Annotated in this window: 24 protein-coding genes; 15 read left to right on the top strand and 9 right to left on the bottom strand. The window is 68.6% G+C overall.

Annotated elements, in window-relative coordinates; translation table 11 throughout:
- The 5 genes from sucD to DIE23_RS19630 form a co-directional block, all read left to right on the top strand.
- Positions 1-786: succinate--CoA ligase subunit alpha (gene sucD / locus DIE23_RS19610; RefSeq protein ID WP_124613651.1), on the top strand; the 786-nt coding region annotated here is incomplete at its 5' end.
- Between the two features lie 160 nt (positions 787-946).
- On the top strand, positions 947-1,651 hold the full coding sequence (locus DIE23_RS19615; protein ID WP_124613652.1) for a TerC family protein: 705 nt from the start codon (positions 947-949) through the stop codon (positions 1,649-1,651).
- 97 nt (positions 1,652-1,748) lie between these two features.
- Positions 1,749-2,345 (top strand): pilin, encoded by a 597-nt coding sequence (locus DIE23_RS19620; RefSeq protein WP_124613653.1) that lies wholly within the window; start codon positions 1,749-1,751, stop codon positions 2,343-2,345.
- A gap of 150 nt (positions 2,346-2,495) precedes the next feature.
- Positions 2,496-4,274, top strand: coding sequence for a Wzy polymerase domain-containing protein (locus DIE23_RS19625; RefSeq protein WP_124613654.1), 1,779 nt, complete (start codon positions 2,496-2,498; stop codon positions 4,272-4,274).
- A 215-nt stretch (positions 4,275-4,489) separates the two neighbouring features.
- Entirely contained in the window at positions 4,490-4,840 is a 351-nt protein-coding gene (locus tag DIE23_RS19630; RefSeq protein WP_124613655.1) for a TonB family protein, read from the top strand.
- Between the two features lie 87 nt (positions 4,841-4,927).
- On the opposite strand, the gene DIE23_RS19635 is transcribed toward DIE23_RS19630, so the two are convergent.
- Positions 4,928-6,133: a hypothetical protein gene (locus DIE23_RS19635; RefSeq protein WP_124613656.1), complete on the bottom strand. Its 1,206-nt coding sequence runs from the start codon at positions 6,131-6,133 to the stop codon at positions 4,928-4,930.
- 91 nt (positions 6,134-6,224) lie between these two features.
- The gene (moaC, locus tag DIE23_RS19640; protein ID WP_124613657.1) at positions 6,225-6,713 is read right to left on the bottom strand and encodes a cyclic pyranopterin monophosphate synthase MoaC; all 489 of its coding nucleotides are present in this window, start codon (positions 6,711-6,713) and stop codon (positions 6,225-6,227) included.
- 274 nt (positions 6,714-6,987) lie between these two features.
- On the opposite strand from moaC, the gene DIE23_RS19645 reads away from it, so the two are divergent.
- The gene (locus tag DIE23_RS19645; RefSeq protein ID WP_124613658.1) at positions 6,988-8,682 is read left to right on the top strand and encodes a M48 family metalloprotease; all 1,695 of its coding nucleotides are present in this window, start codon (positions 6,988-6,990) and stop codon (positions 8,680-8,682) included.
- Positions 8,683-8,714: 32 nt separating this feature from the next.
- Here the strand turns inward: DIE23_RS19645 and DIE23_RS19650 are convergent, their stop codons facing one another.
- The 6 genes from DIE23_RS19650 to DIE23_RS19675 all read right to left on the bottom strand — a co-directional run bounded on the left by DIE23_RS19650 (position 8,715) and on the right by DIE23_RS19675 (position 13,300).
- The gene (locus tag DIE23_RS19650) at positions 8,715-9,326 is read right to left on the bottom strand and encodes a DUF2946 family protein (protein ID WP_124613659.1); all 612 of its coding nucleotides are present in this window, start codon (positions 9,324-9,326) and stop codon (positions 8,715-8,717) included.
- Positions 9,319-10,356 carry a hydrolase gene (locus DIE23_RS19655; RefSeq protein ID WP_124613660.1) on the bottom strand — a complete coding sequence of 346 codons (1,038 nt, stop codon included), beginning with the start codon at positions 10,354-10,356 and terminating at the stop codon, positions 9,319-9,321. The genes DIE23_RS19650 and DIE23_RS19655 overlap by 8 nt, the downstream gene beginning before the upstream one ends.
- Before the next feature lie 33 nt (positions 10,357-10,389).
- Positions 10,390-10,836: a nuclear transport factor 2 family protein gene (locus tag DIE23_RS19660; RefSeq protein ID WP_014896161.1), complete on the bottom strand. Its 447-nt coding sequence runs from the start codon at positions 10,834-10,836 to the stop codon at positions 10,390-10,392.
- Between the two features lie 115 nt (positions 10,837-10,951).
- Complete coding sequence (waaF, locus tag DIE23_RS19665; RefSeq protein WP_121859459.1) at positions 10,952-11,989, bottom strand: lipopolysaccharide heptosyltransferase II; 1,038 nt, start codon at positions 11,987-11,989, stop codon at positions 10,952-10,954.
- A gap of 142 nt (positions 11,990-12,131) precedes the next feature.
- Positions 12,132-12,326, bottom strand: a complete 195-nt coding sequence (locus DIE23_RS19670) for a zinc-finger domain-containing protein (RefSeq protein ID WP_124613661.1) — start codon at positions 12,324-12,326, stop codon at positions 12,132-12,134.
- Positions 12,327-12,376: 50 nt separating this feature from the next.
- Positions 12,377-13,300: a branched-chain amino acid transaminase gene (locus tag DIE23_RS19675; RefSeq protein WP_124613662.1), complete on the bottom strand. Its 924-nt coding sequence runs from the start codon at positions 13,298-13,300 to the stop codon at positions 12,377-12,379.
- 206 nt (positions 13,301-13,506) lie between these two features.
- On the opposite strand from DIE23_RS19675, the gene DIE23_RS19680 reads away from it, so the two are divergent.
- The 3 genes from DIE23_RS19680 to DIE23_RS19690 all read left to right on the top strand — a co-directional run bounded on the left by DIE23_RS19680 (position 13,507) and on the right by DIE23_RS19690 (position 16,059).
- Positions 13,507-14,262, top strand: coding sequence for an AzlC family ABC transporter permease (locus DIE23_RS19680; RefSeq protein ID WP_124613663.1), 756 nt, complete (start codon positions 13,507-13,509; stop codon positions 14,260-14,262).
- Positions 14,259-14,582, top strand: coding sequence for an AzlD domain-containing protein (locus DIE23_RS19685; protein ID WP_124613664.1), 324 nt, complete (start codon positions 14,259-14,261; stop codon positions 14,580-14,582). Before DIE23_RS19680 ends, DIE23_RS19685 begins: the two co-directional genes overlap by 4 nt.
- A 280-nt stretch (positions 14,583-14,862) precedes the next feature.
- Positions 14,863-16,059: a phosphoglycerate kinase gene (locus DIE23_RS19690; RefSeq protein ID WP_124613665.1), complete on the top strand. Its 1,197-nt coding sequence runs from the start codon at positions 14,863-14,865 to the stop codon at positions 16,057-16,059.
- A gap of 157 nt (positions 16,060-16,216) precedes the next feature.
- Here the strand turns inward: DIE23_RS19690 and DIE23_RS40235 are convergent, their stop codons facing one another.
- Positions 16,217-16,345, bottom strand: coding sequence for a hypothetical protein (locus tag DIE23_RS40235; protein WP_260433547.1), 129 nt, complete (start codon positions 16,343-16,345; stop codon positions 16,217-16,219).
- On the opposite strand from DIE23_RS40235, the gene pyk reads away from it, so the two are divergent.
- From pyk to DIE23_RS19720, 6 genes are all read left to right on the top strand, one after another.
- Complete coding sequence (gene pyk, locus DIE23_RS19695; RefSeq protein ID WP_044844504.1) at positions 16,344-17,780, top strand: pyruvate kinase; 1,437 nt, start codon at positions 16,344-16,346, stop codon at positions 17,778-17,780. The genes DIE23_RS40235 and pyk overlap by 2 nt on opposite strands.
- A gap of 427 nt (positions 17,781-18,207) precedes the next feature.
- Positions 18,208-19,272, top strand: a complete 1,065-nt coding sequence (fba, locus tag DIE23_RS19700; protein WP_124613666.1) for a class II fructose-bisphosphate aldolase — start codon at positions 18,208-18,210, stop codon at positions 19,270-19,272.
- Between the two features lie 233 nt (positions 19,273-19,505).
- Positions 19,506-20,396: a phosphoribosylaminoimidazolesuccinocarboxamide synthase gene (locus DIE23_RS19705; RefSeq protein ID WP_124613667.1), complete on the top strand. Its 891-nt coding sequence runs from the start codon at positions 19,506-19,508 to the stop codon at positions 20,394-20,396.
- Between the two features lie 17 nt (positions 20,397-20,413).
- A complete protein-coding gene (gene purE, locus DIE23_RS19710; protein ID WP_012364611.1) occupies positions 20,414-20,935 on the top strand; it encodes a 5-(carboxyamino)imidazole ribonucleotide mutase in 522 nt (173 codons plus the stop codon).
- A gap of 81 nt (positions 20,936-21,016) precedes the next feature.
- Positions 21,017-22,213, top strand: a complete 1,197-nt coding sequence (locus DIE23_RS19715; RefSeq protein ID WP_124613668.1) for a 5-(carboxyamino)imidazole ribonucleotide synthase — start codon at positions 21,017-21,019, stop codon at positions 22,211-22,213.
- Between the two features lie 11 nt (positions 22,214-22,224).
- Entirely contained in the window at positions 22,225-23,253 is a 1,029-nt protein-coding gene (locus tag DIE23_RS19720; protein ID WP_124613669.1) for an L-threonylcarbamoyladenylate synthase, read from the top strand.
- The last annotated feature ends 44 nt before the right edge of the window (positions 23,254-23,297 follow it).

The raw sequence follows: 23,297 nt of genomic DNA on the forward strand, positions 1-23,297 counted from the left end.
AACGGCCGCGAAGCATTCGTCGCGGGCGTGAACCCGAAGAAGGCCGGCGAAGATTTCGAAGGCATTCCGATCTACGCAAGCGTCAAGGAAGCGAAGGAAGAAACCGGCGCGACCGTGTCGGTCATCTACGTTCCGCCGGCAGGCGCAGCTGCTGCGATCTGGGAAGCGGTCGAAGCCGATCTGGATCTCGCGATCTGCATCACGGAAGGCATCCCCGTCCGCGACATGATCGAAGTGAAGGACCGCATGCGCCGCGAAGGCCGCAAGACGCTGCTGCTCGGGCCGAACTGCCCGGGCACGATCACGCCGGACGAACTGAAGATCGGCATCATGCCGGGTCACATCCACCGCAAGGGCCGCATCGGTGTCGTGTCGCGTTCCGGCACGCTGACGTATGAAGCGGTTGCTCAGCTGACCGCGCTTGGCCTCGGCCAGTCGTCGGCAGTCGGTATCGGTGGCGACCCGATCAACGGTCTGAAGCACATCGACGTGATGAAGATGTTCAACGACGATCCGGATACGGATGCGGTCGTGATGATCGGCGAAATCGGCGGTCCGGACGAAGCCAACGCCGCTCAGTGGATCAAGGACAACATGAAGAAGCCGGTCGTCGGCTTCATCGCGGGTGTCACGGCGCCCCCGGGCAAGCGCATGGGCCACGCCGGCGCGCTGATCTCGGGCGGTGCGGATACGGCCGAAGCGAAGCTGGAAATCATGGAAGCGTGCGGCATCACCGTCACGCGCAACCCGTCGGAAATGGGCCGTCTGCTGAAGAAGGCGCTGTAATTCCCGTCTGGTTCGTCCTGCAAAAAACGCCGGCTCTGCCGGCGTTTTTTGTTATGCTCGCGCAATGAATTTGTAAGCCCCGGGCGTGCGCGATGCATGTGCCGGCGATGAACCGGGTCGCCTGTCCGACAGCCGTTGCCCCGAACCTCCATATCCACTCATGCTTGAATTCCTGACGTCGCTCCACTGGGGCGCGGTGTTTCAGATCGTCATCATCGACATCCTGCTCGGTGGCGACAACGCGGTCGTGATCGCGCTCGCGTGCCGCAACCTGCCGGCCAACCAGCGGCTGCGCGGCGTCGTGTGGGGCACGGCCGGCGCGATCCTGCTGCGGGTCGCGCTGATCGCGTTCGCGGTCGTGTTGCTCGACGTGCCGTTCCTGAAGTTCGGCGGCGGCCTGCTGCTGCTCTGGATCGGCATCAAGCTGATGGCGCCGGACGCCGATGCGCACGACAACGTGAAGCCGGCCGACCGGCTGTGGGACGCGGTGAAGACGATCGTGATCGCCGACGCCGTGATGAGCCTCGACAACGTGATCGCGATCGCCGGCGCGGCCGAGCAGGCCGATCCGTCGCATCGGCTGGCGCTGGTGATCTTCGGGCTCGTCGTCAGCGTGCCGATCATCGTATGGGGCAGCACGCTGGTGCTGAAGCTGCTCGACCGGTTCCCGATCGTCGTCGCGCTCGGCGCCGGGCTGCTGGGCTGGATCGCCGGCGGGCTGATGGTGCATGACCCGGTCGGCGACCGCTGGCCGGTGCTCGATACGTCGGCCGCGATCTACGGTGCGAGCATTGCCGGCGCGCTGTTCGTCGTCGCCGCCGGTTACGCGCTCCGGCGCCGCCGCGGCGTCCCGCACGCGCATTGACGTTGGCCGTCCGGCCGACTGCCGGAGCCGCGGCCCGCTGGCTACGATCGAAACGCCTGCCTGATTCGGCAGGCGTTTTTTGTTTCCGGAGCCAGTCATGTTCGAAGCCTTTTCCGTTTCCCTGTTCCGTCGCCTCGCCGCCGATCTGCGGCGCGCGCGCCGGCCGGTGCCGCGCTGGCGGCCGGCCGGCTTCACGCTGATCGAGCTGATGATCGTGCTCGCGATCGTCGGCGTGATCGCGGCCTATGCGATTCCCGCGTACCAGGATTACCTCGCGCGGTCGCGCGTTGGCGAGGGGCTCGCGCTCGCGTCGTCCGCGCGGCTCGCGGTCGCCGACAACGCCGCGAGCGGCGCGGGCCTCGACGGCGGCTACAGCCCGCCGGCCGCCACCCGCAACGTCGAATCCGTCGTCATCGACGGCGACACGGGCCAGATCACGGTGGCGTTCAGCGCCCGCGTCGCCGCGGCCGGTGCGAATACGCTCGTCCTGGTGCCGTCCGCGCCGGACAAGGCCGACACGCCGACCGCGCGCGTTTCGCTGAAAAAGGGCGCGATGCAGGCCGGTGCGATCACGTGGGAGTGCTTTGCCGCCGGCAAGGCTGCGTCGTCGCTCCCGGCGCCGGGAGCGGGCCCGCTGCCGACGGAGGCGGCGACGTTGCCCGCGAAGTATGCGCCGGCGGAATGCCGCGCGTAGTGTCGGGGGCATGCCGGTGCGTGCACGGCACGGCGCCCGCCGTGCCGGTGGGTCGCGCCGGTCCCGCCGCATCGGGTGACGGTGCGACGGGACCGCACAGAGCGGGGAAAGTTTTGTATAGTGCGCCGGTTGCTGACATCCGGTTCGCTCATGCCTTCTACTTTTTCCCGTTCGTTGCCGCTCGTTGCGCTGGCTGTCGCCCTGATCGTGCCGTACTCGATCACGAATCACACGTATCCGATCCCGACCTTTTATTCCGAGTTTGCCGCGCTGGTGCTGTATCTGCTGGTGGGGCTCTCCGTCGTCCTGCTCGCGCGCACGGGCCGCCCGGCCGAGCCCTTCGCCGCGCCGGCCGCGTTCGTCGCGCCGCTCGGGTTTGCGGCGGTGCTGATCGCGCAGGTCGCGCTGATGCCGCTGAAGGTGCCGTCGATGAACTGGCTGGCGGTCGGCTATCTGGCCGCCGCGCTGGTCGCGATGCAGGCCGGCTACACGCTCGCGCGCGAGGGGCTCGCCGAAGCCGCCGCGCGAATGATGGCCGGCGCGTTGATCCTTGGCGGGTTGCTCGCGGTCGCGAGCCAGATCGTGCAGTTGTTCCATCTCGAATCCGCAGTGTCGCCGTTCGTCGTGATGTACAACATCGCGGTCGATCGCCGTCCGTACGGCAACATGGCGCAGGCGAACCACCTGGCGACCTACATCGCGTTCGCGCTCGCGGGCGCGCTGTATCTGGCGCAGACGCGCCGGCTCGCGGCATGGGCGTGGCTTGTGTTGTCGATCGTGCTGTCCGTCGGGCTCGCGCTGACGGTGTCGCGCGGCCCGTGGCTGCAGGTCGCGGTGCTGGTCGTCGCTGGCTTCTGGATGGCATGGCTCGAGTCGCGTCGCGCGCCGGGCAACCGCCGCGCATGGCTGATGCCGGTCGCGCTCGCGGTGGCGTTCGTCGCCGTGAACGTCGCGGTGCGCTGGGCCAACTTGCACTTCCACTTGGGGCTCGCCGAGTCGGCGGCCGACCGGATGCGCGACGCGGGGCAGATCGCGCCGCGCCTCGCGCTGTGGAAGTACGGGCTCGCGATGTTCCGCGAGCATCCGCTGCTCGGCGTCGGCTGGGGCGAATTCCCGTCGCATCAGTTCGCGCTCGTGCGCACGCTCGGCGGTGTCGAGATCGCGAACAACTCGCACGATATCTTCATCGACCTGCTCGCGAAGTCCGGCCTCGTCGGCCTCGGCGTGCTCGTCATTGCGCTCGTGACGTGGTTCGTGCGCGTGGTGCGCGCGCCGCAGTCGAGCGCGCGTGTGTTCGGCCTCGCGCTGATCGGCATCCTGCTGATGCATGCGCTCGTCGAATATCCGCAGCAGTACATGTTCTTCCTGCTGCCGGCGATGTTCGTGATCGGCTTGCTTGACGTGAAGCCGCTGCGCATCCTGCCGGGCCGCGCGGCATTCGGGTTGTTCGCGGTGCTGTCGGTCGGCGGCGTGCTGGCGGCGGTGCCCGTGCTGCGCGACTACCAGCGCGCGGAAGTGCTGTATTACGGCAGCGATCCGGCCGCGCAGTACCGCGATGCGCCGTCGCTGCTGTTCGGCGCGTGGGGCGATTACGGGGCGGCGACGCTGCTGACGATTTCGCCGGACAACCTGCCGCTCAAGCTCGTCGCGCACGAGCGCGCGATCGCGCTGCTGCCCGGCGAGACGGTGCTGCGCCGCTATGCGGCGCTGCAGGCGCTGGCCGGCCGCGAAGCCGACGCGCTCGATACGGTCGCGCGCCTGCATGTGTTTGCAAAGGAATTGAAGGACTGGCCGCAGCAGCTCGCGTCGCTGTACAAGCTGTGCGACCAGCAGCCGGCGCTGAAGGCGTTCAAGGCCGCGGTCGTCGCGAAGTATGGGGAAGTGCCGGCCGACGCGGACGACGACGAATCGGACGACGATTCGGAGTGACGCCGCACGGCGCCGGGCGGGGAATCCCGGCGCTGGCCGGATTGCTGTGAGGCAGAGGGGCCGTGGCGGGTTGGGACGGTGCGGCGATTGCTTCCCGCGGGGAATGGATGCCTGCCGAATCCGGCGCGATTCGCGTCAACCATTGTCAAATCGCCGCCATGCGTGAGGCGGCGCGTGCACAATGCACGAACAGTACTGAAGAACGATATTCGACCATGGCCCATCGCTCGACCATCCTGATCCTGCCTGCCGTCGCCGTGCTGTTTTCCGGCTGCGCGATGCTGTCGTCGTCGCAGGAAAGCAAGCTGACCTGCCACATTCCGCGTGCCGTCTATCCGGATGGCGCGAAGCCGCTCACGCGTCCCGTCACCGTGCTCGTGCGCGCGTTGATGACGACCTCCGGCGAAGCGCAGAACGTCACCGTGACGACGAGCAGCCGCAACGCGGCGGCCGACCGCGCGGCCGTCGATGCGATGACGCATGCGACCTGCGCGCAGACCGGCGCCACCGCGAATCCGTTCCTGCTCACGCAGCCATTCGTGTTCGAGCCGCGACGCGGCGACTGACGGGCGGCCGGCGCGGCCGGTCATGCCGGCCGCTTTCCGTCGTTTCCTCTCCGGCGCTGCCGTGCCGCTGCGGCGTGCGGCCGAGGTTCAGTGCTGCGGCATCAGATTCGGGCCGTGGCACGCCGGCTCGGCCGCCTTGCGCAGCCCGAGCATCGTGAACCCGTTGCGCTCCTGGCGGATCAGCGCGTAGCGCCGCGCCGCCGTGTTGCCATCCTTGCCGGTCAGATCCAGTTCGACCTGGAAGCGATCCTTGCCGTCCGAGCAGCCGCGTACCGGACCGTACGCGAACCCGATGTCGGGCGCCTTGCTTTCCGCGTTGAACGCCTGCCGGGCTTTCAGCGCTGCGGCAGCGGCCGCAGGTTCGCTCCATTCGCGCGCGGGCGCGTCGCCCACCTTCAACCATTCGTCGACGAAATCGCGACCGTTGGCTGCCACCGGCTGCACGCGTTGCACGGTGTCGCCGTCGACGCGATAGCGGAAGATGCCCGGTCGTGTCATCACGTCGCTGTCGAGCGAGCCGACCGTCGTGCGCAGCTCGAAACCGTCGGGGCGCACCTTGAAGCGGATCGCATCGTCGTCGATCACGTAGCCGTGCTCCGTGTGGAACAGTGTGCGTTGCGCGGCCGTGCCGTTTGCCGGTGCGATCACGTCGGCACCGAACCGGCTCCAGTGCGACGAGCACCACGGCGTACCGTGGACGACCGCCACCTGGCCGCCGGGCAACGCGCCGAACCAGAAGCCGCCGCCGTACGCCCCGCCGATGTCCTTGTAGTCGTCGGCTTGCCAGCGCAGCACGCGCCGCCAGCCGCCGTTTTCCCATGCGTAGGCCGTGAGCAGGTTGTCGTCGCCGCACGCGATGTCGAAGCCGGCGCGCACGAAGAGGAGCGGGCGGGACGTGCCGTCGCGTTCGACGTCGACGTCCGGGTTGCGGCCGAACGCCGATTCGCCGGTTTTCGGCTGGGCGGGTTGGGCGGGTACGCCGAGCGTCGCGGCAAGTGCGCGTTTCAGCGCGGCCGGTTCAACGTGTTCGTCGCTGCACGCGAGCCGCGCGTCGATCGCGCCGACGAGCGCTTGCTTGTATGCGCGGATTGCATCGCGCAAAGGCGGGGATACATCAACAGTGCCACCGCCGTCGCCTTGCGGGTTGCGGACTTGCTGTACGCGGTGTTGCGCGTCGAGCGCCGCGCGCGCGGCGGAGTCGGCTGCAGGGCAGGGGCTCGCGGCGAAGCTTGCGGCCGGCAGCGTGAACAGTGCGCACAGAATCGGCGCGGCGTACTTCAGCGTCTTCTTCATCGATAACTTGTTCTTCTGATTTTCTACTGTTCGAAACGGGGAATCGTTACGGCCGACGATTCACCCCGAACTGCCCCGGGACAGGCGTGCTTCAGCGCGCTGCGTCCTCCGCCTTCCAGTCCCCCGATTTCCCGCCGCGCTTCTCGCGCACGCTCACGTCGGTGATCACCATCCCCCGATCGACCGCCTTGCACATGTCGTACACGGTCAGCAGTCCGACCTGCACCGCCGTCAGCGCTTCCATCTCGACGCCGGTCCGCCCGAACGTCTCGACCTGGGCGGCGCAGTGCACGCCCGGCAGTGTGTCGTCGAGTTCGAAGTCGACGGCCACGCGCGTCAGCGCGAGCGGGTGACACAGAGGAATCAGGTCGGCCGTGCGCTTCGCACCCTGGATCGCGGCAATACGTGCGACACCGAGCACGTCTCCTTTCTTCGCCTTGCCGTCGCGGATCAGCGCGAACGTCGCAGGCAGCATCCGGATCGTGCCGCGCGCGATCGCGATGCGTTGCGTTTCCTGCTTGCCGCCGACGTCGACCATGTGCGCGTGGCCCGCGGCGTCGAAATGGGTAAGTCCTGACATGTCTTGCTCCAGTGGAACGGAGGGCGCGCGCGAGCACGTTCCTCGATCCTGCTTCACGATCGGCCGGGGCGATGAAGCCGGTATTCGCTTCCCGATCCGATGCAACGTTTCAACGGGCGCCTATCATAGCAGTGGCATTCGCGACGCCAAGCGCGCAGACGGCGCATCCGCCGCACCGAACAGTCGCGATCGCGACGGTACAATGATCACAATCTTCAGACCAAACGCCGCGATGCGCGCCGCGTGCGCGGGACGGCGTCGCTTTCAGCTTGCCATGCGTGTCAAACAGTTGCTTGCCGTGTTGCTGTCGGCGGCGCTCGTACAGTCGCCGAGCGGCTATGCACAGAGCGCGTCCGCGCTGCCGCTCGAGCCTGCGGCCGGCGTCTCGCCGCCGATTTCCACGGTGCCGTCCGGCATCGCGACCGGCGTATTCGGCACCTACGGCGGCGCGGAAAGCCGGTTCTCCGGCACGGATGGCGCGTCCGCACCTGTCGCGAACTTGCGCGCACCGCTTCGTGCGCTGGAACTGCCCGACCTCGGCGACGGCTCCGGCGGTTCGCTGACGCCGCGGGCCGAGCGCCGTCTCGGCGAGCGCGTGATGCGCGAGGTGCGGCGCGACCCGGACTATCTGGACGACTGGCTCGTGCGCGACTACCTGAACGCGATGGCGGCACGGCTCGCTGCCGCGGCCGCCGCGCGCTACATCGGTGGCTACACGCCGGACTTCGACCTGTTCCCGGTGCGCGACCCGCAGATCAACGCATTTTCGATGCCGGGCGGCTTCATCGGGATCAACAGCGGGCTGGTCGTCACGACGCAGACGGAATCCGAACTCGCGTCGGTGGTCGGCCACGAGATGGGGCACGTGCTGCAGCGGCACATCGCGCGAATGATCGGCGCGAACGAAAAGACCGGTTACACCGCACTCGCGACGATGCTGCTCGGCGTGCTGGCGGGCGTGCTCGCGCGCAGCGGCGATCTCGGCAGCGCGATCGCGATGGGCGGGCAGGCCTATGCGGTCGACAACCAGCTGCGCTTCTCGCGGTCGGCGGAGCGCGAGGCCGATCGCGTCGGGTTCCAGTTGCTCGCGGGCGCCGGCTACGACCCGTACGGAATGCCGGGCTTCTTCGAACGGCTCGAGCGGGCGTCGATGGGCGACGCGGGCGTGCCGGCCTATGCGCGCACGCACCCGCTGACGGGCGAGCGGATCGCCGACATGGAGGATCGCGCGCGCCGCGCGCCGTACCGGCAGCCGCGCCAATCGGCCGAATACGGCTTCGTGCGCGCGCGGCTGCGCATTCTGCAGAACCGCGCACCGAACGACATCGCGGCCGAGGCGCGCCGGATGCAGCTCGAGATCGACGATCGCACGACGCCGAACGTCGCCGCGAACGAGTACGGGATCGCGCTCGCGAACATGCTGCTCGGCCAGTACGACGCGGCCGACAGGGCGCTCGCGTCGGCGCACGCTGCGTTCGACGTGCGCGAGCGGCGCGCGGACGATCCCGCGGCGAGTTCGCCGAGCCTCGACGTGCTCGCCGCGGACATCGCCCGCCGCGCGGGCCGGACCGACGACGCGGTGCGGCTCGCGGCGCTCGCGCAGCGGCGCTGGCCGGCGTCGCACGCGGCGATCGTCGCGCACCTGCAGGCACTGATCGCCGCGCGCCGCTTCGCCGAGGCGCAGGCGCTTGCGCGCACGCAGGCGCAAGCGGACCCCGAGCAGCCGGACTGGTGGGATTACCTCGCGAAGGCGAGCGACGGCAAGGGCGACGTACTCGCGCGGCGCCGTGCGCTCGCGGAGAAGCTGGCGCTCGACGGCGCATGGCCGTCGGCGATTCGCCAGTTGAAGGAGGCGCGCGACGCGAAGGACGTGTCGTTCTACGACCAGTCGATCATCGGCGCGCGGCTGCTGGAATTCGAGGCGCGCTACAAGGAAGAGCGCGAGGACGAGAAGAACGGCCGCGGATAATCGCCGTCAGGGGGCAGGGCAGCGGTTGCGCGTCAGCCTTCGGCGCTGCCGCTACCATCGTCCGGTGCGTCCGATGGTCTGCGCGCCCGCCGCGCGGGACTCGCGACGAAGCCGAACGTCGCCGGCACGTCGGCACAGGCGAGCGTGCCGAGCGGCAGCGTGCGCCCGTCGCGCCAGCGGAGCACGGGCGGCGTCGCGTCGAAGTCCGCGTGATCGGCGAACAGGCCGAGGTCGTGGTCGTGCAGCGCCGCGATGCGCGGCGGCGTGCCGGCCGCGCGAAACAGCACGCCGCCCGCATCGTCGAGCCACGCGGCGTCCGGTTCGAACGGCGCGCCGGTCTGGTCGGCCAGCGTGAGCTGCCCGTCGCGTTCGGCCAGGCGCACGACCCACGGCGTATAGGCGAGCTCGACGTACACGCGCTGCGGTCCGTTCTGGAAGAACCACTGGCCGTGCACGTCGCATTCGTAGTTGCGTCCGATGAACGCGTTCAGCGCCGCATGTCGGACCGGCGAGCCGAGCTCTCCGGCGGCCTGCGCGGCGTCGTCGCGCAGCCGCCACTCGCCGCGCCGGTCGAGCAGCAGCCAGCCGGTGCAGTGCGGCACGTTCGGCCACTTGGCGAGGGCCTGCCTGACGATGTCATCCATGGTCGACGAATTTCGAGCAATAGCCGAACACCCGCGCCGACAGCCAGTCGAGGCGGCCGGGGAACGGCCCGGTCATGAATCCCGCATGGCCGCCGGCCGCGGGCTGGTCGAGCTCGACGGCCGGCGACACGTCGGCGGCGCTCGGCAGCGCGGATTCGGGCAGGAACGGATCGTTGCGGGCGTTGAGGATCAGCGTGGGCACGTCAATCGCGGGCAGCAGCGGGCGCGTCGTGGCCTGCGTCCAGTAGTCGTCGGCGTCCGCGAAGCCGTGCAGCGGCGCGGTCACGACCTCGTCGAAGTCGCGCATCGTCACGGCCCGCAGCATCGCGTCGCGGTCGAACAGCCCCGGATACTGGTCGAGCTTCGCGAGCGCCTTGCGCTTCAGCGTCTTCAGGAAGCTGCGCGTATAGACCATCGCGAAGCCCTGCGACAGCGCGCGGCCGCCCGCATGCACGTCGATCGGCGTCGAGATCGCGGCGGCGGCGTGCACGATCGATGTGTCGCTGCGGTGCTCGCCGAGCCAGCGAAGCAGCACGTTGCCGCCGAGCGACACGCCGGCCGCGACGACCGGCCCGCGATGCTGCGCGGCGAGCCGGCGCAGGATCCAGTCGACTTCGGCGCTGTCGGCGAGATGGTAGAAGCGCGGCTGCCGGTTGAGCTCGCCGCTGCAACTGCGAAAGTGCGGGACGACCGCGTGCCAGCCCTTCGCGCGCGCGGTGGCCATCATTGCCAGCGCGTAGTGCGAGCCGGAACTGCCTTCGAGGCCGTGGAACAGCACGAACAGCGGCGCATCGGGCGGCGGCGCGGCACTGTCGAGATGCGCGACCCAGTCGAGATCGATGAAGTCGTGGTCGGGGGTTTCCCATCGCTCTCGTCGGTACGCGACCGCCGGACGCCGTGCGAACAGCGCGGGCACGATGGTTTGGGCATGGCTGTTCGGCAGCCAGCGCGGTGCGCGATAGCGCAGTGAATCGTCGTCGGGGGCCGGGGCCCCGGTCAGCGGCGAGGTGGGCGGAGAAGCCGTACTCATGATCGCCCCGCTAATGCGTTGCTTCGTTCTTCGTCAGTGCAGCGGACCCTGCCCGTGACGGATCTTCGCGGCGAATTGTCCGGCCGCTTGTTCGGGAATCAGGCTCGCGTGAATATGCGCGATGCGCCACTCGCCGCGTTCGTGAATCATCACGTACGTCGCGAAAACCATGTCGGGTTCGGCCGTCAGGTCGGCCTGCTGATGCGCTTCGGCGATCGTGTAGACGACGGTGCCGAGACTGTCGTATACGCGGATGTCGAGCGGTTCGATCGTCACGGGACGCGTCGCGAGCCGGTTGGCCAGCCCGCTGCGGATCTGGTCGAGGCCGTGCAGATGCTCGCCGTCGGCCCAGACGCAACTGGCGAAGTCCTCGTCGATCCACAACCCCAGCAGCGCGTCGAGATTGGCATCGGCGACGGCCTGGTAGTAGGCGTTCAGCGTATCGGCAGCGGCTTCGAAAAGGCGGGCAAAACGTGGCATCGGGGTTATCTCTCGCGCGCGTCGCGCGCCGTATTCAGCACGGCGGCCCGGGTGGAGCCGCCGTACACCGGTGAATCGGATTGCCCGGCGCGTCGTGCGACGCTGCCGGTCAGGGTCAGCGCTGCCCGACGAGCATGCCGCGCAAATCGCCGAATACCTGCTCGGGACCGAGTTCGCGCAGGCAGTTCAGATGGCCAAGCGGGCACTCGCGTTCGAAGCAGGGACTGCATTCGAGATGCAACCATTGTACCTTCGCCAGCTCCGACAGCGGAGGGGTGTGGCGCGGATCGGTCGATCCGTACAGTGCGACGAGCGGCCGGCGCAGCGCGGCGGCGACGTGCATCAGCCCCGAATCGTTGGTCACGACCGCGTTCGCGCGCGCGATCAGCGCGCACGCCTCGGATAGCGACGTCTGCCCGCACAGGTTGCGCACGTTCGGCGCGTGGTCTGCGATCGCCTGCGCGGCGGCCGCGTCCTTCTGCGAACCGAGCGCGACGATCTGCGTGTACGGGAACGACTGGTGGACGATCGTCGCGAGCGTCGCGAAGTGCTCGGGCGGCCAGCGCTTGGCCGGACCGTACTCCGCGCCGGGGCAGAACACGACGAGCGGCTTGCGTGTATCGAGATTGAAACGTGCGGACACGCGCGCCGTCTCGTTCAGGTCGGCGTCGAGGCGTGGCGCGGGCAGCGTCTTCATCGACTCGGGCAGCTTCGCGCCCGGCGCATAGGCGAGCGCCGCGTAATGCGTCGTCATCGGCGGCCGCTCGGCCGACTTGTCGGGGTTCGCGTGCCGTACGTTCAGCAGGCCGTAGCGGTGCTCGCCCGTGTAGCCGATCCGCAGCGGGATGTTCGCGAGCCACGGGATCACCGCGGACTTCAGCGAATTCGGCAGCACGTACGCCGCGTCGTAGCCGACGTCGCGCAGGTCGCTCGCGAGCTGCCAGCGGCGCAGCAGCTGCAGCTTGCCGTGCGCGAGGTCGGTCGCGTAGACATCGTGGATCTCGGGCATCCGCTCGAGCACGGGCGCGACCCACGTAGGCGCGACGGCATCGATCGCGATGCGGGGATGGAGCTTCTTCAGCAGCGCAAAAAGCGGCTGCGCCATCAATGCGTCACCGATCCAGTTCGGTGCGATAACCAGCGCTCGACGCATCAGGTCGACTTCCGATGTCGTAATGAAGCACGGTGCGCATGCACCGCGTTCGGGTTGTCAGAACAGGAAAAGGGCGGCGCGCCGGAACTCCGGCTGCGCCGCCTCGCGTGCGGCGGGCCCGCGGGCCCTGCCGGCCGGGGGCTCAGTGGCCCTTGACCACCTCGCCGTCGCGCAGCTTGTAGCGCGTGCCGCAGTACGGGCAGCGCGACTCGCCGTGCGAGACGTCGATGAAGACGCGCGGGTGCGCGCTCCAGCGCGCCATGGCCGGGTTCGGGCAGTAGGCGGGGAGATCCTTGGCCGTCAGCTCGACCAGCGGCATTTCCTTGATTTCACTCATGAGACTTTCTCTTATCACTCTTTTGTGGGGCGGTCGGTGGCGCGGCGCACTCAGACCTTCGTCAGCCAGTGCGCGTACTTCGCGTTCTTGCCCGACACGATATCGAAAAATGCCGACTGGAGCTTTTCCGTGACCGGCCCGCGCGCGCCGCTGCCGATCGTGCGGTTGTCGAGCTCGCGGATCGGCGTGACTTCGGCGGCCGTGCCCGTGAAGAACGCTTCGTCGGCCGTGTAGACCTCGTCGCGCGTGATGCGCTTCTCGATCACCTCGATGCCGGCGTCCTTCGCCAGCGTGATGATCGTGTCGCGCGTGATGCCGTCGAGGCACGACGCCAGGTCGGGCGTGTACAGCTTGCCGTTGTTCACCAGGAAGAAGTTCTCGCCGGAGCCTTCCGACACATAGCCGTCGACGTCGAGCAGCAGCGCTTCGTCGTAACCGTCGGCGGTCGCTTCCTGGTTCGCGAGGATCGAGTTCACGTACCAGCCCGACGCCTTCGCGCGCACCATCGACACGTTCACGTGGTGGCGCGTGAACGACGACGTCTTCACGCGGATGCCCTTCGCGAGGCCGTCCTCGCCGAGGTACGCGCCCCACGGCCATGCGGCGATCGCGACGTGGATCGTATTGCCCTTCGCCGACACACCGAGCTTTTCCGAGCCGACCCAGATGATCGGGCGCAGGTAGCACGACTCGAGCTTGTTCTCGCGCACGACTTCGAGCTGCGCGGCTTCGAGCGTTTCCCGGTCGAACGGCACGTCCATCTGGAAGATCTTCGCCGAATTCAGCAGACGTTTGGTGTGCTCGCGCAGGCGGAAGATCGCGGTGCTGCCGTCGGCCGTCTTGTACGCGCGCACACCCTCGAAGACGCCCATGCCGTAGTGCAGCGTATGGGTCAGGACGTGGATCTTGGCGTCGCGCCAGTCGATCAGCTTGCCGTCCATCCAGATCTTGCCGTCGCGGTCGGCCATTGACATAGGATTCTCCTGGGAAGCAGTAGTACAGCGGGTTGTGTGCAGCGTTGAGCCGGAAAGACGCTTATTTTAGCGTCATTTGGTGTCGATCCGGTCGGTCGGCACAGGGCCGGGGCTATAATCGTCCGGCACCGATTCCAATAACGACGGGCCGTGCCGGCGGGAGACGCCGGAGCCCGGACGAACCGCCCGCTGCGGCCCGCTTTCCCATGCTCGCTCGATTGTCCGCCACCGACCGCTTCGCGCTGATCCAGGGCGCGCGCGACTATTCCCCGACACTGATGGCGATCCTGTCCTGGGGGCTCGTCACCGGCATCGCGATGAGCAAGTCGGTGATGACGCTCGGGCAGGCGAGCGCGATGTCGATCTTCGTCTACGCGGGCTCGTCGCAGCTCGCGGTGCTGCCGCTCCTCGTCGCGAAGCTGCCGATCTGGACGATCCTGCTCACGGCCGCGATGGTCAACCTGCGCTTCGTGATCTTCAGCGCCGGGCTTGCTCCCCATTTTTCCTACCTGCCGCTGTGGCGGCGCCTCGCGATCGGCTATTTCAACGGTGACGTGATCTACCTGCTGTTCCAGAAACAGGGCTTCGCGTACGGCCACGTGCCGGGCAAGGAGGCGTACTTCTGGGGGATGGCGCTCGCGAGCTGGGCGTCGTGGCAGGTGTCGTCGCTCGCCGGCATCCTGCTCGCGAGTTTCTTTCCCGCGAGCTGGGGGCTGGAGTTGGCCGGCACGCTCGCGCTGATCCCGATCATGGTGTCGGCGGTCGCGAACCGCTCGACGCTCGCCGCCGTCGCGGTCGCGGGCATCGTGTCGCTGATTGCGTTCGACCTGCCGTACCGGCTCGCGCTGCCGATCGCGGTGCTGGCCGCGCTCGCGGCCGGCTGCATGGCCGATTTCTTCGTCGAACGCGCCGACTGGCGCCGCATCCGCACCGAAACCGTGCACGAGAAGGAAATCGAATGAGCGCAACGGAAATCTGGATCGTGATCGTCGGGATGACGATCGTCACGGCCGTCACGCGCGCGCTGTTCCTGCTCGGCGGCGAACGCACCGTGCTGCCCGAGCGCGCGCAGCGCGCGCTGCGCTACGCACCGGCCGCCGCGCTCGTCGCGGTCGTGCTGCCCGACGTGCTCGAAACGCCGGCCGGGCTGTCGTTCGCGCTGTCCAACCATCCGTTCTACGCGGCGCTCGCCGGCCTCGGCTGGTTCTTGTGGCGGCGCAGCATGCTCGGTACGATCATCATCGGGATGCTCGTCTTCACCGTGCTGCGCGTGATCTTCTGACGAATCGCCGTGCCGGCCAGCCGGGCGCCGGCCGCTTTCGCGCGCGCATTGTTGCGTTGCGGCAATATGTCGACGGTCGCGTGCGATCCCAAATAGGCGGAATTCGCCGCCGCACGGGTCAGTCTGCCGGATGGATCGGCTAGAATGCCCGTTCGAGATTTTTTACCCGTGCGCGTCATGCGAACCGCCAGCCACGGCTGCATCCGGCGCCCTTTCGCGGCAGCCCGCGCACGTCCAGCGTGAACCCCCTTTCCCCATCCACTACTTCAATCTGTTCAACATGAGCCAAGTCAAGCGTCTTACCGACCTGATCGCCGCCGGCCAGCTTGCCGGCAAGCGGGTGTTCATCCGCGCCGACCTGAACGTCCCGCAGGACGATCACGGCAACATCACCGAAGACACGCGCGTGCGCGCGTCCGTGCCGGCCATCCAGGCCGCGCTCGACGCCGGCGCGGCCGTGATGGTCACGTCGCACCTCGGTCGTCCGACCGAAGGCGAATTCAAGCCGGAAGACTCGCTCGCGCCGGTCGCGACGCGTCTCGCCGAACTGCTCGGCCGCGACGTGCCGCTCGTCTCGAACTGGGTCGAGAACGGCGTGAACGTCGCGCCGGGCCAGGTCGTGCTGCTCGAGAACTGCCGCGTGAACAAGGGCGAGAAGAAGAATTCGGACGAGCTCGCGCAGAAGATGGCGAAGCTCTGCGACGTGTACGTGAACGACGCGTTCGGCACCGCGCACCGCGCGGAAGCGACCACCCACGGGATCGCGAAGTACGCGCCGGTCGCGTGCGCGGGCCCGCTGCTGGCCGCCGAACTCGACGCGCTCGGCAAGGCGCTCGGCAACCCGGCGCGTCCGCTCGTCGCGATCGTCGCCGGTTCGAAGGTGTCGACCAAGCTGACCATCCTCAAGTCGCTGGCCGGCAAGGTCGACCAGCTGATCGTCGGCGGCGGCATCGCGAACACGTTCATGCTCGCGGCCGGCCTGTCGATCGGCAAGTCGCTCGCGGAAGCCGACCTCGTCAACGAGGCGAAGGCGATCATCGACGAAGCGCGCGAGCGCGGCGCATCGGTGCCGATCCCGACCGACGTCGTCACCGCGAAGGAATTCGCGCCGACGGCCGCGGCCACGGTGAAGCAGGTCGCCGACATCGAAGCGGACGACATGATCCTCGACATCGGCCCGGATACGGCCCGCGCGCTCGCCAGCCAGCTCGAGAAGGCCGGCACGATCGTGTGGAACGGCCCGGTCGGCGTGTTCGAGTTCGACCAGTTCGGCAACGGCACCAAGACGCTCGCGGAAGCGATCGCCAAATCGTCCGCGTTCTCGATCGCGGGCGGCGGCGACACGCTCGCGGCCATCGCGAAGTACGGCATCCATGACCAGGTCAGCTACATCTCGACGGGCGGCGGCGCCTTCCTCGAGTTCCTCGAGGGGAAGAAGCTGCCGGCGGTGGAAGTGCTCGAAACGCGGGCGGCCTGAGCGTGGCGGCGCGCGCAGGGGTGACGAGGGCCGCGCGCTCCGCGAAAGCGGAGCAGCCGGCCGGCGCGGGCAAGCGCAAACGCGCGCCCGCGCGGGCGAACTCGACCCCGCGCGCACCGGCGGCCGCCGGCGACGCGGCCGTGCGGCACCACGAGATTCAGAACAAAGCGATGCCGGGCGCAAGCACCGGCACGCCCACCGGAACGGCCGCCGCTGGGCCCGCCGATTCCGGCTCTCGCAGCGTTTCACCCAGCGCATCCACCTTGATCCAGATGAGGAGTTTCATGCAGCGCGCCACCAAGATAGTCGCCACGATCGGCCCGGCTTCCAGTTCGCCGGAGATTCTGCTGCAGATGATGCAGGCGGGCCTCGACGTCGTGCGGCTCAATTTTTCGCACGGCACGGCCGACGATCACCGCCAGCGCGCCGAGATGGTGCGCGAGGCCGCCCGCAGGGTCGGCCGCGAGATCGCGATCATGGCCGACCTCCAGGGTCCGAAGATCCGCGTCGGCAAGTTCGAGAACGGCAAGACGACGCTCGTGCCGGGCCAGGCCTTCATCCTCGATGCGGGCTGCGAGCTCGGCAACGACGAGCGGGTCGGCCTCGACTACAAGGAGCTGCCGCGCGACCTGAAGCCGGGCGACCTGCTGCTGCTGAACGACGGCCTGATCGTGCTGACCGTCGAGCGCGTGCTCGGCGACGAGATCCACACGATCGTCAAGGTGGGCGGCGAACTGTCGAACAACAAGGGGATCAACCGCCAGGGCGGCGGCCTGTCGGCGCCCGCGCTGACCGCGAAGGACATGGAGGACATCCGCACGGCGATGTCGCTCGGCGCGGATCTCGTCGCGGTGTCGTTCCCGAAGAACGCGACCGACATGGAAATGGCGCGCCAGCTCGCGAACATCGCGGGCGCGCCTTACGGCATCAAGCCGAAGATGATCGCGAAGATCGAGCGCGCGGAGGCGATTCCGGCGCTGCAGAGCATCCTCGACGCGTCCGACGGCATCATGGTCGCGCGCGGCGACCTCGCGGTGGAAGTCGGCAACGCGGCCGTGCCGGCGCTGCAGAAGCGCATGATCCGGATGGCGCGCGAGTCGAACAAGCTCGTGATCACCGCGACGCAGATGATGGAATCGATGATCCACGCGCCCGTGCCGACCCGTGCGGAAGTGTCGGACGTCGCGAACGCGGTGCTCGACGGCACCGACGCGGTGATGCTGTCGGCCGAGACGGCCGCCGGCAAGTACCCGGTCGTCACGATCGAGACGATGGCGGCCGTGTGCGTCGAGGCGGAAAAGTCCGAACATGTCGAGCTGGACAAGGATTTCCTTGATCGCACGTTCACGCGGATCGACCAGTCGATCGCGATGGGCGCGCTGTTCACCGCCTATCACCTGGGGGCGAAGGCGATCGTCGCGCTGACCGAATCGGGCGCGACCGCGCTGTGGATGTCGCGTCACTACACGCACGTGCCGATCTTCGCGCTGACGCCGCGCGTCGGCAGCGAGCGCACGATGGCGCTGTACCGCAACGTGACGCCGCTGCACGTCGACTTCAACAGCGACCGCGACTCCGCGCTGCAGGCGGCGCTCGAGATCGTCGTCAAGCAGGGCTACGTGCAGCACGGCGACATGGTCGTGCTGACCGTCGGCGAGCCGATGGGGCAGGCGGGCGGCACCAACACGCTGAAGATCGTGCGGGTCGGCGAGCATTATTGAGCGCCCCCAAACCTGTCGCTTCGCGCCGGGCCCCCGAGGGGGGCAATCCCCCAAGGGGACTTCCTGCGGGGCGGAAAACCTGGGCAGCCCGGCGTTTTCTTGAGAGCGCCGGCGTGCATCGGGCCGGTCCGTCGACCGGTCCACCGGCCGCCCGAGTTGATCGGGTGCCATTTTTTGACGAAAGCCGCGCGGGGTCCGATGGCCCGCGCGGCTTTTTTTCTGTTTTTTGCCCGCATTGTGCCGTGCGAAGGTAACAAAATGCGAGTACGCGCCACCGGGCGGTCGGAATCGGAGGCGCTTCGCGATAAAATGCGGCTATTCGACGCTCAGCCGCCGCTCAGCCGCGCCGTGCCGTCCCGGATTCGACGGGGGGCGAGCGCCGCGCCGGCGTCAGGGCGCACCGGTTTTCATTCCAAGGAGTTCCACAATGCCTCTCGTATCAATGCGTCAATTGCTGGACCACGCGGCAGAGCACGGTTACGGCCTGCCGGCCTTCAACGTGAACAACCTGGAGCAGGTCCAGGCGATCATGGCGGCGGCGGATCAGGTCGGCGCGCCCGTGATCATGCAGGCGTCGGCCGGCGCGCGTAAGTACGCGGGCGAGCCGTTCCTGCGCCACCTGATCGAAGCGGCTGTCGAGTCGTATCCGCACATCCCGGTCGTGATGCACCAGGACCACGGCCAGTCGCCGGCGGTCTGCATGGGCGCGATCCGCAGCGGCTTCACCAGCGTGATGATGGACGGTTCGCTCGAAGCCGACGGCAAGACGGTCGCCTCGTACGAATACAACGTCGAGGTGTCGCGCAAGGTCGTCGAGATGGCGCACTCGATCGGCGTGACGGTCGAAGCCGAACTCGGCGTGCTCGGCTCGCTCGAGACGATGAAGGGCGACAAGGAAGACGGCCACGGCGCGGAAGGCACGATGACCCGCGAGCAGCTGCTGACCGATCCGGAGCAGGCCGCCGACTTCGTGAAGCTCACGCAGTGTGACGCGCTCGCGATCGCGATCGGCACGTCGCACGGCGCGTACAAGTTCTCGAAGAAGCCGACGGGCGACATCCTGTCGATCCAGCGCATCAAGGAAATCCACGCACGCATCCCGAACACGCACCTGGTCATGCACGGTTCGTCGTCGGTGCCGCAGGAACTGCTGGCCGAGATCCGCGAATTCGGCGGCGACATGAAGGAAACCTACGGCGTGCCGGTCGAGGAAATCCAGGAAGGCATCAAGCACGGCGTGCGCAAGATCAACATCGACACCGACCTGCGTCTCGCGATCACCGGCGCGATCCGCCGCTACATGTTCGAGAACCCGGGCAAGTTCGATCCGCGCGACTACCTGAAGCCCGCACGCGAAGCGGCGAAGCAGGTGTGCGTCGACCGCTACCTCGCGTTCGGCTGCGAAGGCCAGGCGGCGAAGATCAAGCCGGTGTCGCTCGACAAGATCGCCGAACAGTACAAGTCCGGCGCGCTCGCGCAGGTCGTGCGGTAAGACTGTAGTACGATTGCCCCGCTCGGTTCTGCCGCCGGGCCGGGGCTGACTGCCCTGGGGCCCGATCTGATCCGGCCCCGGCAGCCGTTCCGTCCGGCCGAACGAGGGCCGGCCGGCAACCGACGGGCGCGATTCGCCCGCCGGTTCGCCGACGCATTGCAAGACCGCCGTTCCCGCCTGCCGCGGGGAACGGCGTTTCCCTTTTTGTTTGGCTCCTTATCTGCGAAAAGACGATGTCTACCCTTTACGAATCCACGCTCCGCTCGCTGCCGCTCCTCGGTCGCGGCAAGGTCCGCGACAACTACGCGGTCGGCAACGACAAGCTCCTGATCGTCACGACCGATCGCCTGTCGGCATTCGACGTGATCATGGGTGAGCCGATTCCGAACAAGGGCCGCGTGCTGAACCAGATGGCGAACTTCTGGTTCGACAAGCTCGCGCACATCGTGCCGAACCACCTGACGGGCGACGCGCCTGAATCGGTCGTCGCGGCCGACGAGGTCGAGCAGGTCAAGGGCCGCGCCGCGGTCGTCAAGCGCCTCGAGCCGATCATGATCGAAGCGGTCGTGCGCGGCTACCTCGCCGGCAGCGGCTGGAAGGAATACCAGGCATCGGGCGCCGTGTGCGGCGTGCAGTTGCCGGAAGGCCTGCAGAACGCGCAGAAGCTGCCCGAGCCGATCTTCACGCCGGCCGCGAAGGCCGAGCTCGGCGAGCACGACGAGAACATCACGTTCGAGGAAACCGAGCGCCGCATCGGCACCGAGCTGGCCGCGACGATCCGCGACATCTCGATCAAGCTCTACAAGGAAGCGGCCGACTACGCGGCGACGCGCGGCATCATCATCGCCGACACGAAGTTCGAATTCGGCCTCGACAACCACGGCAAGCTGTACCTGATGGACGAAGTGCTGACGGCCGATTCGTCGCGCTTCTGGCCGGCCGACCAGTACCAGGTCGGCACCAACCCGCCGTCGTTCGACAAGCAGTTCGTGCGCGACTGGCTCGAGGCGCAGCCGTGGGGCAAGACCGCGCCGGCACCGGCGCTGCCGGCCGACGTCGTCGAGAAGACGGCCGCGAAGTACCAGGAAGCGCTCGAGCGCATCACCGGCCAGCCGCTCGCCTGAGGGAAGGAACGCACGAAATGAGTGAAGTCCAGACTGCCCACACGCACAGCGCGCCGCTCGTCGGCGTGCTGATGGGTTCGAGTTCCGACTGGGACGTGATGAAGAACGCGGTCGCGATCCTGCAGGAATTCGGCGTGCCGTACGAAGCGAAGGTCGTGTCTGCGCACCGGATGCCCGACGAGATGTTCGACTATGCGGAGAAGGCGCGCGAGCGCGGGCTGCGCGCGATCATCGCGGGCGCCGGCGGTGCCGCGCACCTGCCCGGCATGCTGGCCGCGAAGACCACGGTGCCGGTGCTCGGCGTGCCGGTCGCGAGCAAGTACCTGAAGGGCGTCGATTCGCTGCACTCGATCGTGCAGATGCCGAAGGGCGTGCCGGTCGCGACGTTCGCGATCGGCGAGGCCGGCGCGGCGAACGCCGCACTGTTCGCGGTGTCGATCCTGTCCGGCACGTCGGTCGATTACGCGAACCGGCTCGCCGCGTTCCGCGTGCGCCAGAACGAAGCCGCGCACGCGATGGTGCTGCCGCCGCTCGCATGACGGCGCACCGGCGGCCGCGCGTCGCGGCCGCCTGACCTTCCCCACTGCGGCGGGCAGCGCCCGCCGCGACCGACCACTGACATGACCGCAACTCCTGATTCCGTTTCCCCGATCCTACCCGGCGCGTGGCTGGGCATGGTCGGCGGTGGCCAGCTCGGCCGCATGTTCTGCTTTGCCGCCCAGTCGATGGGCTATCGCGTCGCCGTGCTCGATCCCGATCCGACGAGCCCCGCCGGCGCGGTTGCCGACCGTCACCTGCGCGCGGCCTACGACGACGAAGCCGCGCTCGCCGAACTGGCCGAACTGTGCGATGCCGTGTCGACGGAATTCGAGAACGTGCCGGCCGCGAGCCTCGATTTCCTCGCGCGCACGACGTTCGTCGCGCCGGCCGGCCGCTGCGTCGCGGTCGCGCAGGACCGGATCGCGGAGAAGCGGTTCATCGAGGCGTCCGGCGTGCCGGTCGCGCCGCACGTCGTGATCGAATCGGCGGCGGCACTCGCCGCGCTCGACGATGCCGCGCTCGACGCGGTGTTGCCGGGCATCCTGAAGACGGCGCGCCTCGGCTACGACGGCAAGGGCCAGGTGCGCGTGAGCACCGCGCGGGAAGCGCGCGACGCGCATGCGTCGCTCGGCGGCGTGCCGTGCGTGCTCGAAAAGCGCCTGCCGCTGAAATACGAAGTGTCCGCGCTGATCGCGCGCGGCGCGGACGGCCGCTCGGCCGCCTTCCCGCTCGCGCAGAACGTGCATCACGACGGCATCCTCGCGCTGACCGTCGTGCCGGCGCCGGCTGCCGATGCCGCGCGCGTCGAAGAGGCGCAGCAGGCGGCCGTGCGGATTGCCGATACGCTCGGTTACGTCGGCGTGCTGTGCGTCGAATTCTTCGTGCTGGAAGACGGCTCGTTCGTCGCGAACGAAATGGCGCCGCGCCCGCACAACTCCGGCCACTACACGGTCGATGCGTGCGCAACGAGCCAGTTCGAGCAGCAGGTGCGCGCGATGACGCGCATGCCGCTCGGCAACCCGCGCCAGCATTCGCCGGCCGCGATGCTGAACATTCTCGGCGACGTGTGGTTCCCGAACGGTGCCGCGGCCGATGCCGTCACGCCGCCGTGGGACACGGTCGCCGCGATGCCGGCCGCGCACCTGCACCTGTACGGCAAGGAGGAAGCCCGCGTCGGCCGCAAGATGGGCCACGTGAACTTCACGGCCGAGACGCGCGACGATGCCGTCGCCGCTGCCACCGCGTGTGCGCAGCTGCTGCGCGTGCCGCTCGACTGAGGCACCCGCCGATGGCCATCGATCTCCCGAACTCCGTGACGCCCGCGCAGATCGACGCGGCTGCCGCGCTGCTCGACGCGGGGCAACTCGTCGCATTCCCGACCGAAACCGTGTACGGGCTCGGCGGCGACGCGGCGAATCCCGAGGCCGTCGCGCGCATTTATGCGGCGAAAGGGCGCCCGGCGAACCATCCGGTGATCGTGCATCTGCCGCCCGGCGGCGATCCGGGCTATTGGGCCGACGATCTGCCGGCCGATGCGCAGGCACTGATCGATGCATTCTGGCCGGGTCCGCTGACGCTGATCCTGAAGCGCCATGCGCGCATTCCGGATGCCGTGAGCGGCGGCCAGGATTCGGTCGGCCTGCGCTGTCCGTCGCATCCGGTCGCGCAGGCGCTGCTGGCCGCGTTCAGCGCGCGGCGCGGCGGCCACGGCGGCGTGGCTGCGCCGTCTGCGAACCGATTCGGCCACGTGAGCCCGACCACCGCGCAGCACGTGCGCGACGAATTCGGCGACACGGTTCACGTGCTCGACGGCGGTCCGTCCGAAGTCGGCATCGAATCGACGATCCTCGACCTGTCGCGCGGCTTCCCCGCGCTGCTGCGCCCGGGCCACGTGACACCGCAGCAGATCGCCGACGTGCTCGGCCGCGCGCCGCGCCTGCCCGACGGCAGCGACGCGACCGCGCCGCGCGCGTCCGGCACGCTGAAGGCGCATTACGCACCGAGCACGCCGCTCGCGCTGCTGCCGTTCGATTCGCTCGAGCCGCTGCTCGCGGCCGCACAGACTGACGGCGAGCGCGTCGCACTCGTCGCACGCGCGTCGCGCGCGGGACGCTGGGCGCAGGCCGACGGCGTGCATTTCGTCGCGGCGCCGGAAGATCCGCAGGCGTATGCGCGCGATTTGTACGGCATGCTGCGCGCGCTCGACCGTGCGCAGGTCGCACGCATCCTCGTCGAGAAGCTGCCCGAGACCGTCGAGTGGATCGCGGTCAACGATCGTCTCGGTCGTGCGGCCGCGGCGTTCGAGGCGCGCGACTGACACGGCCGTCCGCATCCCGCTCATGAAATAAAAAACGCCCGACC

The sequence above is a fragment of the Burkholderia sp. Bp9143 genome (genome assembly GCF_003853645.1).
Lineage (GTDB): Bacteria > Pseudomonadota > Gammaproteobacteria > Burkholderiales > Burkholderiaceae > Burkholderia.